The 12793-nt window shown below is 70.3% G+C and carries 13 protein-coding genes; 9 read left to right on the forward strand and 4 right to left on the reverse strand.

Going from position 1 to position 12793, the window contains the following annotated elements; genetic code table 11:
* Position 1 precedes the first annotated feature (1 nt).
* Positions 2-466 carry a GatB/YqeY domain-containing protein gene (locus tag DEJ47_RS20415; RefSeq protein ID WP_150170360.1) on the forward strand — a complete coding sequence of 155 codons (465 nt, stop codon included), beginning with the start codon at positions 2-4 and terminating at the stop codon, positions 464-466.
* A gap of 99 nt (positions 467-565) precedes the next feature.
* On the opposite strand, the gene DEJ47_RS20420 is transcribed toward DEJ47_RS20415, so the two are convergent.
* Positions 566-2821: a transglycosylase domain-containing protein gene (locus DEJ47_RS20420; RefSeq protein WP_150170362.1), complete on the reverse strand. Its 2256-nt coding sequence runs from the start codon at positions 2819-2821 to the stop codon at positions 566-568.
* 383 nt (positions 2822-3204) lie between these two features.
* On the opposite strand from DEJ47_RS20420, the gene DEJ47_RS20430 reads away from it, so the two are divergent.
* Entirely contained in the window at positions 3205-3549 is a 345-nt protein-coding gene (locus DEJ47_RS20430; protein ID WP_030782081.1) for a WhiB family transcriptional regulator, read from the forward strand.
* A gap of 61 nt (positions 3550-3610) precedes the next feature.
* Here DEJ47_RS20430 and DEJ47_RS20435 read toward each other — a convergent pair whose 3' ends face one another.
* Both DEJ47_RS20435 and DEJ47_RS20440 read right to left on the reverse strand, forming a co-directional pair.
* On the reverse strand, positions 3611-4930 hold the full coding sequence (locus tag DEJ47_RS20435; RefSeq protein WP_150170364.1) for an ArsA family ATPase: 1320 nt from the start codon (positions 4928-4930) through the stop codon (positions 3611-3613).
* On the reverse strand, positions 4927-5907 hold the full coding sequence (locus DEJ47_RS20440; RefSeq protein WP_150170366.1) for an ArsA family ATPase: 981 nt from the start codon (positions 5905-5907) through the stop codon (positions 4927-4929). The genes DEJ47_RS20435 and DEJ47_RS20440 overlap by 4 nt, the downstream gene beginning before the upstream one ends.
* An 82-nt stretch (positions 5908-5989) precedes the next feature.
* On the opposite strand from DEJ47_RS20440, the gene DEJ47_RS20445 reads away from it, so the two are divergent.
* From DEJ47_RS20445 to DEJ47_RS20460, 4 genes are all read left to right on the forward strand, one after another.
* Positions 5990-6151 (forward strand): DUF4177 domain-containing protein, encoded by a 162-nt coding sequence (locus DEJ47_RS20445; protein ID WP_003975360.1) that lies wholly within the window; start codon positions 5990-5992, stop codon positions 6149-6151.
* The gene (locus DEJ47_RS20450; RefSeq protein WP_150170368.1) at positions 6148-6618 is read left to right on the forward strand and encodes a RidA family protein; all 471 of its coding nucleotides are present in this window, start codon (positions 6148-6150) and stop codon (positions 6616-6618) included. The genes DEJ47_RS20445 and DEJ47_RS20450 overlap by 4 nt, the downstream gene beginning before the upstream one ends.
* Before the next feature lie 98 nt (positions 6619-6716).
* Positions 6717-7598, forward strand: coding sequence for an NUDIX hydrolase (locus DEJ47_RS20455; protein ID WP_150170370.1), 882 nt, complete (start codon positions 6717-6719; stop codon positions 7596-7598).
* 52 nt (positions 7599-7650) lie between these two features.
* Positions 7651-8481: an MBL fold metallo-hydrolase gene (locus DEJ47_RS20460; protein ID WP_150170372.1), complete on the forward strand. Its 831-nt coding sequence runs from the start codon at positions 7651-7653 to the stop codon at positions 8479-8481.
* Between the two features lie 103 nt (positions 8482-8584).
* Here the strand turns inward: DEJ47_RS20460 and DEJ47_RS20465 are convergent, their stop codons facing one another.
* Positions 8585-9259, reverse strand: coding sequence for a Crp/Fnr family transcriptional regulator (locus tag DEJ47_RS20465; RefSeq protein ID WP_016642758.1), 675 nt, complete (start codon positions 9257-9259; stop codon positions 8585-8587).
* A 359-nt stretch (positions 9260-9618) separates the two neighbouring features.
* On the opposite strand from DEJ47_RS20465, the gene nth reads away from it, so the two are divergent.
* The 3 genes from nth (at position 9619) to DEJ47_RS20480 (ending at position 12782) form a co-directional block, all read left to right on the forward strand.
* Positions 9619-10602 carry an endonuclease III gene (nth, locus tag DEJ47_RS20470; RefSeq protein ID WP_150170374.1) on the forward strand — a complete coding sequence of 328 codons (984 nt, stop codon included), beginning with the start codon at positions 9619-9621 and terminating at the stop codon, positions 10600-10602.
* Between the two features lie 266 nt (positions 10603-10868).
* Complete coding sequence (locus tag DEJ47_RS20475; protein WP_150170376.1) at positions 10869-11528, forward strand: NUDIX hydrolase; 660 nt, start codon at positions 10869-10871, stop codon at positions 11526-11528.
* 48 nt (positions 11529-11576) lie between these two features.
* Complete coding sequence (locus DEJ47_RS20480; protein WP_150170378.1) at positions 11577-12782, forward strand: MarP family serine protease; 1206 nt, start codon at positions 11577-11579, stop codon at positions 12780-12782.
* Positions 12783-12793: the final 11 nt, after the last annotated feature.

Here is a 12793-nt window from a genome sequence, read left to right on the forward strand (position 1 = left end):
CATGACCACGCTCAAGTCGAAGCTGCACGAAGACCTCACCGCCGCGATCCGGGGGCGCGACGAGCTGCGCTCCTCGACGCTCCGGCTGACCCTCACCGCCATCACGAAGGAGGAGGTCTCGGGCAAGACGGCCCGCGAGCTCTCCGACGACGAGGTGCAGAAGGTGATCGCCCGCGAGGCCAAGAAGCGCCGTGAGGCGGCGGAGGCCTTCGCCGAGGGCGGCCGTGCCGAGCAGGCCGCGAAGGAGAAGGCGGAGGGCGAGATCCTCGCCGAGTACCTGCCGAAGCAGCTCTCCGACGACGAGCTCCAGGAAATCGTCGCCCAGGCCGTCGCCGAGGCCAAGGCCGCCGGCGCCGAGGGACCGCGCGCCATGGGCCAGGTCATGAAGATCGTGAACCCGAAGGTCGCGGGCCTGGCCGAGGGCGGCCGTGTCGCCGCCACGGTGAAGAAGCTCCTCGCGGGCTGAGTCTCCACCCGGTACGTGGATGAGGGCGCCCCCTGCTCAGGGGGCGCCCTCATCCACGTACAGGCCTCACGTCAGCCAGAGCCCGTGAGCCGGCCGGAGCTACCTCCGCCAGCCACCACCGATCCCGCCGCCGAAGCCGTTTCCGCCGCCGAAGCCGTTTCCGTTCCCGCCGGGGATGGAGATGTCGGGCCACGGGTTCCCGCCACCGCCACCGCCGTGGCCGCCTCCGCCACCGTCACCACCAGGCTTGCCGTCATCGTGGCCACCGCCGCCACCGTGGTCGTCCTCGTCCTTGTCCCCGCCGGGGATGTGGACGGTCTGGAAGTTCGGCGCCGGCTTGCCCGCGAGCGCGCCGCTCATCGCATCGCGCCAGATCGGGCCCGGCACCTCGCCACCGAAGACCTTGCCGTAGGGGACGCCGCCGATGGTGATGTCGACCATGCGCCGCTTGTGCATCGGGTCGCCGACCCAGACCGCGCCCGACAGGTTCGGCGTGTAGCCCACGAACCAGGCGGCGTAGCGGTAGTCCGTCGTACCCGTCTTGCCCGCGCTGGCGCGGGAGCCGAGACCGGCCTGCTTGCCCGTACCGTCCTCGACCACGCCCTTGAGCAGCGTGTTGATGGTGTCGGCGGTCTTCTCCGACATCGCGCGCGAGCACGTCGACTTCGGCACCGGCAGCGACTTGCCGCCGAGCGTGGCGATCGACTCGATGGCGATCGGCGTGCAGTACGTGCCGCGCGAGGCGAACGTCGCGTACGCGCCCGCCATCGTCAGCGGCGACATCTCCTGCGTGCCGAGAGCGATCGACGGCGCCTGGTCCATCTTCTTGCCGTCGGCGCGCTCGACGCCCATCTTCGCGGCGAGCTTCGTCACCGGGCAGATGCCGATGTCGCCGATGAGCTGCACGTAGTACGTGTTGACGGACTTCGCGGTCGCTTCCCGCATGCCGTACGGGCCGACCTCTGACTCGTTCTCGTTGGCCAGTTTCGCGCCGCCCGAGTTCACCCACTGCTTGCCGCCACAGGTGGAGACCCGCTCCGGGTAGGGCATCTCGTACGGGGACGAGTAGCTCTGTCCCGCCGACTTGCCGCCCTCCAGGGCCGCCGCCGCGACGATCGGCTTGAACGTCGAACCGGGCTGGTAGCCCGCGCCGCCGCCCATGGAGTCGTCCACGGAGAGGTTGATCGTGGTCTCGTCCTTCTTGAAGCCGTAAGGGCGCGACTGGCCCATGCCGCGGATCTTGCCCGTGCCCGGCTCGACGATGGCGGCGGCTGTCGCCACGTCGTCGGTCTTGTTCACGTGATTCTTGATCGACGCCTGCACCGAGTCCTGCGCCTGCGGATCAAGGGTCGTGCGGACCTTCAGGCCGCCCCGGTTCCAGACCTTGGCCCGGTCCTCCTTCGTCTTGCCGAAGACCGGGTCGTTGAGGAACACCTCGCGTACGTAGTCACAGAAGAAACCGGCGCCGCGGACCGAGGTGATGCAGCCGTTCTTCGGGCGGCTCACGTTCAGCCCGAGGTCGGTCTTCTTGGCCGCGTCGGCCTCCGCCTGCGTGATGTCGTGCGTCTCGGCCATCCGCTGCAGCACGATGTTGCGCCGCTTGGTGGCCTCGGCCGCGTCGTTCACCGGGTCGTACCGGCTCGGCGACTGCACGATGCCGGCGAGGAGCGCGGCCTCCTGGACCTTCAGGTCCTTGGCGTGCTTGGAGAAGTACCGCTGGGAGGCGGCCTCGATGCCGTACGCCTGCTGCCCGAAGTAGGTGATGTTCAGGTAGTTCTTGAGGATCCGCTTCTTGCCCAGCTCCTCCTCGACCTGGATCGCGTACTTCAGCTCGCGGACCTTGCGGCCGATCGTCTGCTGCGTGGCCTCGGCGACCTTCGTCGGGTCGTCGCCGGCCTCCTCCACGAACACGTTCTTCACGTACTGCTGCGTGAGCGTCGACGCGCCCTGCGAGACGCCGCCGCTCTGCGCGTTCTGGTTGAGCGCGCGCAGGATGCCCTTGAGGTCGACCGCGCCGTGCTCGTAGAAACGGGCGTCCTCGATCGCGACGATCGCCTTCTGCATGTACGGCGAGATGTCCTTGAGCGGGACGACCGTGCGGTCACGCGAGTAGACCGTGGCGATCGCACCGCCCTTGTTGTCCAGGATGGTGGTGCGCTGACTGAGCGGCGGCTGCTTCAAGTTGGCGGGGATCTCGTCGAACCCCTCGACCGAGCCCTTGGCCGCGAGGCCCAGCGCCCCGAAGGCGGGCAGGGCGATCCCGGCGAGCACCGCACCCGCCAGAACGCTGACTCCGAGGAACTTCGCGGCCTGCTGAGTAGGTGACAGACCACCGCCCGAGCGCTTCTTTCCCATGAGTGCAGCCTACGTTCTGATTCGCCGGACAGGCCTTAATGCCTTGGCCTAAGCTGCTCCCAACTGTCACAGCAGAGTGGTTCGGCACCAAGCCCTGCTCGCTCCCGCATCCGACGGAATCATGTCCGAATTCGCCTTATGTGGCGCCCGGCGTCCGTTGTGACTCAACTGAACTGTCCCGGAATGCCGGGTTCCTCACGGATGTCGCCCGCTCACTCCGTCGGGTGATCTGCCGCTTACCCATAGTCCGTTCGGGCCATCCAAGATTGGGCCCGAAGGGGGTGTTGCGCTGTGCCCACCTTCCGTAACGTCCTCAACTGGCGGCGGTGCATATGCCGCTGCCGCCGTGGGGGAGCCTCGATTCGGGAGAGGACGGCGCCGGTATGGGCTGGGTAACCGACTGGAGTGCGCAGGCGGCCTGCCGCACTACCGATCCGGATGAACTGTTCGTTCAAGGAGCAGCGCAGAACAGGGCCAAGGCGGTGTGCACCGGATGTCCGGTGCGGACCGAGTGCCTGGCCGACGCGCTGGACAATCGCGTCGAGTTCGGCGTGTGGGGTGGCATGACGGAGCGAGAGCGCCGCGCACTGCTGCGCAGGCGTCCCACCGTCACCTCATGGCGCAGGCTCCTGGAGACCGCACGCTCGGAGTACGAGCGCGGCGCGGGCCTGCTGCCCGTGGACTTGGAGGACGAGGAGACGTACGAGAGCTACGCGGCGGTCGGGTAGACCGGCGGCGGTCGAGCAGACCGCGCAACCGGGCATCCGGGCCGATGAACCCCACGTTCCGTCAGCCTGCCAGCCGGTCCCCTACGGCCCGGAGCCCCGCAAGGTCATGCACATCTCCGGGGAGCGCGGCCACTTCGGCCACCGCCACCTCGGGGTGGAGCGCGGTGAAGCGGTCACGCGTGCGCTGCTCACGGTCGAGCAGCTGCATGCGCTCCGCGTGCAGCCGCAACAGACCCGCTGTCAGTTGCTCGACGGACGGGCTCTCGACGGACAGGTCGGGGGAGTCGGACGGCGCGGGAGTCTCTGAAGTCGCGTCATTCTCAGGGGAGTTACGAACAGCTACCTTCCCGTCCTCCTGATCCACAATGCCGCCCTCCTCAAGATTTTCCGCGGCGGCCAGGGCCCGCTCGGCCGACAGCTGGGAGGCGCCGCTGCCGTGCACCCGGTTCAGCACCAGCCCCGCGAGCGGCATGTCGTCCGCGGCCAGGCGCTCCACGAAGTACGCCGCCTCCCGCAGCGCGTCCCGCTCCGGCGACGCGACCACCAGGAACGCCGTGCCGGGCGCCTGCAGCAGCCGGTACGTGGCATCGGCGCGCGTACGGAAACCGCCGAACATGCTGTCCATGGCCGTCACGAACATCTGCACGTCACGCAGGAGCTGACCGCCGAGCAGCTTGCCGAGGGCCCCCGTCATCATCGACATGCCGGCGTTCAGGAACTTCATCCCGGCCCGGCCGCCCACCTTCGCCGGGGCCATCAGGAGCCGGATCAGCTTCCCGTCCAGGAAGGACCCGAGGCGCTTGGGAGCGTCGAGGAAGTCCAGGGCCGAGCGCGACGGCGGCGTGTCCACGACGATCAGGTCCCACTCGTCCCGGGACCGCAGCTGCCCCAGCTTCTCCATCGCCATGTACTCCTGCGTGCCGGCGAAGCCCGCGGAGAGCGACTGGTAGAAGGGGTTGTTGAGGATCGCCTTCGCGCGCTCCTTGTCCGTGTGCGCCTCCACGATCTCGTCGAAGGTGCGCTTCATGTCGAGCATCATGGCGTGCAGCTCGCCGGACCCGCCCGAGCCATCGGCCGTCTCGACGGGCTCGATCGCCTTGACCTGGCGCGGGACGTTGTCGAGCGAGTCGATGCCCATGGACTGGGCGAGCCTGCGCGCCGGGTCGATCGTGAGGACGACGACCTTGCGGCCCCGCTCCGCCGCCCGCAGCCCGATGGCCGCGGCCGTGGTCGTCTTGCCGACGCCTCCGGAGCCGCAGCAGACCACGATCCGGGTCTTCGGGTCGTCGATCAGGGCGTCCACGTCGAGCGTGCGTTCGGGGGTCAGGGTGCGTGCCGGTTCCTGGGGCGTCTGGTCCCTGGTCGTGCGGTCCCTGGTCATGAGATCCCTTGCTTCCGCAGTTCCGTGGCGAGCTCGTACAGGCCCGCGAGGTCCATTCCGCCCGCGAACAGCGGCAGTTCGTGCAGCGGCCGGCCGAACTCGGTCAGCTGGGCGCGCTGGTCGCGCTCCAGGGCGTACCGCTCGGCGTACTCCGCGGCCTGTTCCAGGAGCGGGTCGACCAGCCGCTCCGCGCCCCCGCCCCGCCGCGCCCCGCCGAGCCCGGCGGCGGACAGCGTCTTGGCGATGGCGGTACGGGGCGTGCGGTCGAGCACCGGTTCCAGGGAGGCGTCGCCCAGCAGGGCCGGGCGCACCATGTTGACGATGACGCGGCCCACGGGCAGCTGCGCGGCCCGCAGCTCGGCGATCCCGTCCGCCGTCTCCTGGACGGGCATCTCCTCGAGCAGCGTCACGAGGTGAACGGCCGTCTCCGGGGACTTCAGGACCCGCATGACGGCCTGCGCCTGATTGTGTATCGGCCCGATCTTCGCGAGCCCGGCGACCTCGTCGTTCACGTTCAGGAAGCGCGTGATGCGACCGGTCGGCGGGGCGTCCATGACGACGCAGTCGTACGTGTACCGGCCGCGCTTGTCCTTGCGGCGCACGGCCTCACAGGCCTTGCCGGTCAGCAGCACGTCCCGGAGTCCGGGCGCGATGGTGGTGGCGAAGTCGATGGCCCCGAGCTTCTTGAGGGCGCGTCCCGCTCCCCCCAGTTTGTAGAACATCTGGAGGTAGTCGAGCAGCGCGAGCTCGGGATCGATGGCGAGGGCGTACACCTCCCCGCCCCCGGGAGCGACGGCGATCTTCCGCTCCTCATAAGGCAGCGCTTCGGTTTCGAAGAGCTGCGCGATGCCCTGCCTGCCCTCGACCTCCACGAGGAGGGTGCGTTTGCCCTCCGTCGCGAGGGCGAGCGCGAGGGCCGCGGCCACCGTGGTCTTGCCGGTACCGCCCTTGCCACTGACGACCTGGAGCCTGCTCACCCTTCCGAGCCTAACCAGTCGCCGCCCGGACCACGCAGGAGCCCACCCTGAGCAGCCCCTCACAGCGACTACAGTCGGCCACATGACCAAGTGGGAATACGCAACCGTGCCTCTGCTCGTCCACGCCACGAAGCAGATTCTTGACACCTGGGGCGAGGACGGCTGGGAGCTGGTCCAGGTCGTGCCCGGACCGAACAACCCCGAGCAGCTCGTGGCCTACCTGAAGCGGGAGAAGCAGGCGTGAGCGGGGCAGTCGAGGCCCGCCTCGCCGAGCTCGGACTGACGCTGCCGGAGGTCGTGCCGCCGCTGGCGTCCTACCAGCCGGCCGTCCGGTCCGGCGTGTACGTCCACACCGCGGGCCAGCTCCCGATGGTGGAGGGCAAACTCGCCGTGACCGGCAAGGTCGGCGCCGAGGTGACCCCGGAGGAGGCCAAGGACCTGGCCCGTACCTGCGCGCTGAACGGCCTTGCCGCGATCAAGTCGGTCGCCGGTGACCTGGACCGCATCGCGCGCGTCGTGAAGGTCGTCGGTTTCGTCGCGTCCGCCACGGACTTCACCGGCCAGCCCGGCGTGATCAACGGTGCGAGTGAGCTCCTCGGCGAGGTTCTCGGGGACAAGGGCGTGCACGCCCGCAGCGCCGTCGGCGTCGCCGTGCTGCCGCTGGACGCTCCGGTCGAGGTCGAGTTCCAGGTCGAGCTCACCGAGGCGTGAAACGGTCCCTCCGGAGTGGCCGTTCTCACCAAGCGGCGCTCCGTAGGGCCCGATTGTTGCCTCTCGAACATCAGCTCACCAGGAGATAGCCTCCGCCCATGGCAAATGGGCAGTGGTACCCCCCGGAGTGGCCCGACCGCATCCGCGCCCTCGCGAGCGGCGAGCTGACGCCGGCGACGCCGCGCCGTGCCGCGACCGTCATGCTGCTCAGGGACGGGCGTGACGAGGCGGGGAACGGCGCGCCGGAAGTACACATGCTGCGCAGACGCGCCTCCATGGCCTTCGCCGGAGGCGCGTACGCGTACCCCGGCGGCGGCGTCGACCCGCGCGACGACGACCACCTGGTGCGTTGGGCGGGCCCCACGCGCGCGTCCTGGGCGGCCAGGCTCGGTGTCGACGACGAGGCGGAGGCCCAGGCGATCGTCTGTGCCGCGGTCCGCGAGACGTACGAGGAGGCCGGTGTCCTGCTCGCGGGGCAGACGCCGGACACGGTCGTCGGCGACACCACGGGCGACGACTGGGAGGCCGACCGCGAGGCGCTGGTGGCCCGCGAGCTCTCCTTCGCGCAGTTCCTGGACCGCAGGAACCTGCACCTGCGCAGCGATCTGCTCGCCGCGTGGGCGCGCTGGATCACTCCCGAGTTCGAGCCCAGGCGCTACGACACGTTCTTCTTCGTGGCCGCGCTCCCCGAGGGCCAGCGCACGCGCAACGCCTCCACGGAGGCCGATCGCACGGTCTGGATCCGTCCTTCGGAGGCGGCCGCCCGATACGACGACGGCGAACTCCTGATGATGCCGCCCACCATCGCGACCCTGCGCTCTCTGAGCGCCCACCCGACGCCCCGTGCGGCCCTCGCCGCGGCCCCGGGCCAGGACATGACGCCGGTGCTCGCCCAGGCCCGCCTGGAGGACGACACGCTGGTGCTCTCCTGGCCGGGGCACGACGAGTTCACCAAGCGGGTGGGGGCGGGCGGGGAATGAAGGGTCGACCCCCGCTCGGCATCCGCCCGCCCCAGACAGGAGTCCCCTTCGCATGACCGATGCAGCCGCCCTCCCCGGGCAGCCCCGCGGCGGGGTCCTCAGCGGCCCCGCCACCACCCGCGCGGTCAACGTTCTCGCGCCCAACCCCTCCGCGATGACCCTGGACGGCACGAACACCTGGCTCGTGTCCGAGCCGGACTCACCGCTCGCCGTGGTCATCGACCCGGGCCCCCAGGACGACGCCCACCTGAGCCGCGTCATAGAGACGGCCGAAAAGCTCGGCAAGCGCGTCGCCCTGACCCTGCTCACCCACGGCCACCCCGACCACGCCGAGGGAGCCGCCCGCTTCGCCGAGCTGACGCGTACCCCCGTGCGGGCCCTGGACCCCGCCCTGCGCCTCGGCGACGAGGGCCTGGCGCCCGGCGACGTCATCACCACGGGAGGCCTGGAGATGCGCGTCGTGGCGACGCCCGGCCACACCGCGGACTCGCTCTGCTTCCACCTGCCCGCGGACCAGGCGGTCCTGACGGGCGACACGATCCTCGGCCGCGGCACCACGGTCGTGGCGCACCCCGACGGCCGCCTCGGCGACTACCTGGACTCCCTGCGGCGGCTGCGGTCCCTGACGGTCGACGACGGCGTCCACACGGTCCTGCCGGGCCACGGGCCGGTCCTGGAGGACGCACAGGGGGCCGTCGAGTTCTACCTGGCCCACCGCGCCACGCGCCTCGCCCAGGTCGAGACGGCCGTGGAGAACGGTCACGCGGAGGCCTCCGACGTCGTCGCGCACGTGTACGCCGACGTGGACCGCTCCCTGTGGCCCGCGGCGGAGCTCTCCGTCAGGGCGCAGCTGGACTACCTGCGGGAGCACGGGCTGATCTGACGCGGCTGGGACACCGCCCGTGCACCGCGCGGACAACGCTCGGGACAACGCGAATGGGTCCCGCCTCCCAAGGGGCGGGACCCATCCACGTACAGATACAGCGTCAGCGCGACCGCTTGGCCAGCCGCTCCACGTCCAGCAGGATCACGGCACGGGCCTCGAGCCGCAGCCAGCCGCGGCCCGCGAAGTCCGCGAGCGCCTTGTTGACCGTCTCGCGGGAGGCGCCGACCAGCTGGGCCAGCTCTTCCTGCGTGAGGTCGTGCACGACGTGGATGCCCTCCTCGGACTGCACGCCGAAGCGGCGCGACAGGTCGAGCAGTGCGCGGGCCACACGCCCCGGCACGTCGGAGAAGACCAGGTCGGACATCTGGTCGTTGGTCTTGCGCAGGCGCCGGGCGACGGCGCGCAGCAGCGCGGCGGCCACCTCGGGGCGGGCGTTCAGCCACGGCTGGAGGTCGCCGTGGCCCAGGCCGAGCAGCTTCACCTCGGTGAGCGCGGAGGCCGTGGCGGTCCGCGGGCCCGGGTCGAAGAGCGACAGCTCACCGATGAGCTCGCCGGGGCCGAGCACCGCGAGCATGTTCTCGCGCCCGTCGGGCGAGGTGCGGTGGAGCTTCACCTTGCCCTCGGTGACCACGTAGAGGCGGTCTCCGGGGTCACCCTCATGGAAAAGAGCATCCCCGCGCGCGAGCGTCACCTCACTCATGGAGGCGCGGAGCTCCGCGGCCTGCTCGTCATCGAGCGCCGCGAAGAGCGGGGCGCGCCGCAGAACGTCGTCCACGAGTTCTCTCCTTGTCGACCTGCTCAGGGGATCTTGATTCCCCCGCATATCAGGGGTCCGTGTTCCCCATTTTGCCGGACGGTCCAAACAGTGTGATCAGTCACAAGTCTGCCGCACCGGCGTCGCAAGCTGTGCGGGAGGGGGCCAATTGGGGGCCGATCCCGGGGGTCAAGGACGAATGTCAGTGCTGGGCTCTAGGCTGGCCGGGTGTCCAAAAAGCCGGTGAGAGCGCAGGCCGAGGGGGCTGAGCAGGTGGCCGCACCCCGCGATTCCGCTGTGGGCGAACATGCGTCCTACACCCCTGACAAAGCGACAAATCGGACAGGTTCCCTGATGTCCCCGGCGATGAGGTCGGCCCTGTGAGCACGAAGAAGACGACGGAAACGACGACAGCGGCGGCGACGCCCGCGAAGAAGAAGTCCGCGGCAGCCAAGAAGACCAGCGCGGCGAAGAAGGTGACCGCGGCGAAGACGTCCACGGCGGCCAAGAAGACCGCCGCCAAGAAGACGACCGCGGTGAAGAAGGCGCCCGCACCCGCGAAGACCACTGCGGCCAAGACGTCCGCCGCCGAGAAGACGCCGGAGTCCCACGCCGCCCTCGTCCGCCGTGCCCGGCGGATCAACCGGGAGCTCGCGGAGGTGTACTCGTACGCGCACCCGGAGCTGGACTTCGAGAACCCCTTCGAGCTCCTGGTCGCCACGGTCCTCTCCGCCCAGACCACCGACCTGCGCGTGAACCAGACGACCCCGCGCCTCTTCGCCAAGTACCCGACCCCGGAGGACCTGGCGGCGGCCGTCCCCGAGGAGGTCGAGGAGCTGATCAGGCCGACCGGCTTCTTCCGCGCCAAGACCAAGTCGATCATGGGCCTGGCGAAGGCGCTGCGGGACGACTTCGGCGGCGAGGTCCCGGGCCGCGTAGACGATCTCGTGAAGCTGCCGGGCGTGGGCCGCAAGACCGCGTTCGTCGTGCTCGGCAACGCGTTCGGCGTCCCCGGCATCACCGTGGACACCCACTTCGGCCGTCTGGTGCGGCGCTGGAAGTGGACCGAGGAGACCGACCCCGTGAAGGTCGAGACGGCGGTCGCCGCGCTCTTCCCGAAGAGCGAGTGGACGATGCTGTCGCACCGCGTGATCTTCCACGGGCGCCGCATCTGCCACTCCCGCAAGCCCGCGTGCGGCGCCTGCCCGATCGCCCCGCTCTGCCCGTCGTACGGGGAGGGGGAGACCGACCCGGAGAAGGCGAAGAAGCTGCTGAAGTACGAGATGGGCGGATTCCCCGGCCAGCGCCTCAAGCCGCCGCCGGACTATCCCGGCAAGCCGGCGCCCCCGCTCGCCGCCGGATGAAGTGACACCGACGCAGGTGTGGAACGAACCGCAGGGGAAAGAGCGTTGTCCAGAGACGGACGGGGGTGCCGATGACGCACGCGAGCGAGACGACGAACGCCACCGATAACGGCGACACGACCCGAGCGACCCACGTGAGCGGGGCAACCCACGTGAGCGGGGCGACCCACGTGAGCGGGGCGACCCACGTGAGCGGGGCGACCCAGAGAAGCGGGGCAAGCCACGCGAGCGACGCGGCCCGCGCGAGTCGGGCTGCCCAAGGGGAGTTGCTCAGCACCGCAGGTCTGCCCTCCTGGCTCGACCCGGTCATCCACGCCGCGCAGACCGTCCAGCCCCTCCAGCTGAGCCGGTTCCTGCCCCCGGAGAGCGGCGCCGGACGCCAGTCCGCCGTACTCATCCTCTTCGGAGAGGGCGAAAAGGGCCCGGAGATACTCCTGATGGAGCGCGCCGGCTCCCTCCGCTCGCACGCGGGCCAGCCCTCGTTCCCCGGCGGCGCCCTCGACCCCGAGGACGGCGACCCCCAGGGCGAGGGCCCGCTGCGTGCCGCGCTGCGCGAGGCCGAGGAGGAGACGGGCCTCGACCCCCGCGGCGTCCAGCTCTTCGCCGAGCTGCCCCGCCTGTTCATCCCCGTCAGCGACTTCGTCGTCACCCCGGTCCTCGGCTGGTGGCGCACCCCGACGCCGGTCGGCGTCGTCGATCCGAACGAGACCGCCCGGGTCTTCACGGTTCCCGTGGCAGATCTCACGGACCCCGAGAACCGGGCCATGGCGATCCACCCCAGTGGTCACCACGGCCCCGCCTTCCTCGTCGAGTCCGCCCTGGTCTGGGGTTTCACGGCCGGCGTGATCGATAGAATCCTGCACTTCGCGGGCTGGGAGCGCCCCTGGGACCGCAGCAGGCAGGTCCCGCTCGACTGGCGCGCATGACAAGGTTGCGGGGTACGGCGACCGCGATGCGAGGCGAGGATTGAATCGGTGAACGTGCTGGACGTCCTGCTGCTGCTCGCCGCCGTGTGGTTCGCGGTCGTGGGGTACCGCCAGGGCTTCGTGGTCGGCATTCTCTCGGTGATCGGCTTCCTGGGCGGTGGCCTCGTCGCCGTCTACCTCCTGCCGATCGTCTGGGACGCGCTCAACGACGACGACGCGGCCACGGTGAGCACGACCGCGGCGGTCGTCGCCGTCGTCATCGTGATCGTCTGCGCCTCCATCGGGCAGGCCTTCACCACGCACCTCGGCAACAAGCTGCGCAGATACATCACGTGGCAGCCGGCCCGCGCCCTGGACGCGACGGGTGGCGCCCTGGTGAACGTGGTCGCGATGCTCCTCGTCGCCTGGCTGATCGGCTCCCTCCTGGCGGGCGCGACGCTGCCGACGCTCGGCAAGGAAGTCCGCAACTCCAAGGTGCTGCTCGGCGTCGACCGGGCCCTGCCCGGCCAGGCCGACACCTGGTTCACGGACTTCTCCTCGGTCCTCGCGCGCAACGGCTTCCCGCAGGTCTTCAGCCCGTTCTCGGACGAGCCGATCACGGAGGTCAAGCCTCCGGACCCCAAGCTCGCCAAGAGCCCGGTCGCCACGAAGGCGAAGCGCTCCATCGTGAAGGTCCGCGGCGAGGCCCGCAGTTGCGGCAAGGTCCTCGAAGGCACCGGCTTCGTCTTCGCGGAACGCCGCGTGATGACGAACGCGCACGTGGTCGGCGGCGTGGACGACCCGACGGTCCAGATAGGCGATCAGGGTCAGATCTACGACGCGAAGGTCGTCCTGTACGACTGGGAGCGCGACATCGCCGTACTGGACGTGCCCACGCTGCGGGCACCCGCCCTGCAGTTCACGTCCAAGGACGCGGCGAGCGGCGCGGGCGCCATCGTCGCGGGCTTCCCCGAGGACGGGCCCTACGACGTGCGTCCCGCGCGCGTACGCGGTCGCATCACGGCCAAGGGCCCGGACATCTACCACCGGGGCACCGTGCGCCGTGATGTGTACTCGCTCTACGCGACCGTCCGCCAGGGCAACTCCGGCGGCCCGCTGCTCACGCCCGACGGCAAGGTCTACGGCGTGGTCTTCGCGAAGTCCCTCGACGACCCGGACACCGGCTATGCGCTGACGACGGACGAGGTGCGCGAGGACATCGAGAAGGGCCGCACCGCCAACCAGGAGGTCGACAGCGAGGGCTGCGCGCTCTAGAGCGGCGGTCG

This window comes from Streptomyces venezuelae (genome assembly GCF_008642355.1).
Classification (GTDB): Bacteria; Actinomycetota; Actinomycetes; order Streptomycetales; family Streptomycetaceae; genus Streptomyces; species Streptomyces venezuelae_B.

Bases quoted from the DNA above. Each gene is read 5' to 3' on its own strand.
- DEJ47_RS20455 (WP_150170370.1), top strand. From the start codon at position 6,717: ATGGCAAATGGGCAGTGGTACCCCCCGGAGTGGCCCGACCGCATCCGC.
- DEJ47_RS20415 (WP_150170360.1), top strand. From the start codon at position 2: ATGACCACGCTCAAGTCGAAGCTGCACGAAGACCTCACCGCCGCGATC.
- DEJ47_RS20435 (WP_150170364.1), bottom strand. From the start codon at position 4,930: ATGACCAGGGACCGCACGACCAGGGACCAGACGCCCCAGGAACCGGCA.
- DEJ47_RS20420 (WP_150170362.1), bottom strand. From the start codon at position 2,821: ATGGGAAAGAAGCGCTCGGGCGGTGGTCTGTCACCTACTCAGCAGGCC.
- DEJ47_RS20445 (WP_003975360.1), top strand. From the start codon at position 5,990: ATGACCAAGTGGGAATACGCAACCGTGCCTCTGCTCGTCCACGCCACG.
- DEJ47_RS20460 (WP_150170372.1), top strand. From the start codon at position 7,651: ATGACCGATGCAGCCGCCCTCCCCGGGCAGCCCCGCGGCGGGGTCCTC.
- DEJ47_RS20430 (WP_030782081.1), top strand. From the start codon at position 3,205: ATGGGCTGGGTAACCGACTGGAGTGCGCAGGCGGCCTGCCGCACTACC.